This is a genomic window from Halorubrum sp. SP9, from assembly GCF_005435015.1.
Taxonomy (GTDB): domain Archaea; phylum Halobacteriota; class Halobacteria; order Halobacteriales; family Haloferacaceae; genus Halorubrum; species Halorubrum sodomense.
Map to the genome: position 1 here is coordinate 1 of NZ_SGXU01000261.1, position 597 is coordinate 597.

The following is a 597-nucleotide window of genomic DNA, read 5'->3' on the forward strand; positions in this document are numbered from 1 at the left end:
GTGTGGCTGACGACCGTCTCGGCACTTCGTTGTTGGTGCCTGCTGTGGTGGGGACGACGTGCTGGTGGGCTGTCGAATCGTGTGCCTCCTAGACGCCGACGGGGTGACCGGCTATGACAATCCGTTGGCGACGGTCCGCTGTGATGTCCTCTCCTCCGATCTGATTCCAGCTACCGTGTCCGAACAGTGGATTGTCTACGTCTGGGCCACATCGGGGCCAGCGCAAGGGTTAGTCCTCAGCGATGGCCGCAAAGGCGTCTTCCGCAGTGAGGTGTTCAAGTGTGTTAGTCAGTTCAGCATCGAGCGCGTCCAACTGGTCCAGGATGGTTTCATACGCGTCTGCCTCCGTGTTCCCGGCCGCTTCAAGCGCGGCCTTCTTTGCGGCAAGTCTGAAGAACTCTTGACTGCCTTTTTCGAGTGTTGCTCGGTGACACAGCACCGCAACGAGTGAGCGTAGTTCGTCTTGGTTGATTGGCTTTCGTCGGTAGGCATCGAACGCCATGTCGGTGATGTCGTCTTTGGGTTCGACCGCGGTTAGCATCGCGACCTGGACATCGTACCCCTCGGCACGGATGGCATCGAGGACTTCGTGGCCGG

At 59.5% G+C, this 597-nt stretch carries 1 protein-coding gene; it reads right to left on the bottom strand.

Features of this window, described 5'->3' with window-relative positions; translation table 11 throughout:
* Positions 1 to 229: 229 nt before the first annotated feature.
* Positions 230 to 597, bottom strand: a 368-nt coding sequence (locus EXE45_RS17470) for a HalX domain-containing protein (RefSeq protein WP_199233690.1), incomplete at its 5' end; no start/stop codon positions are given.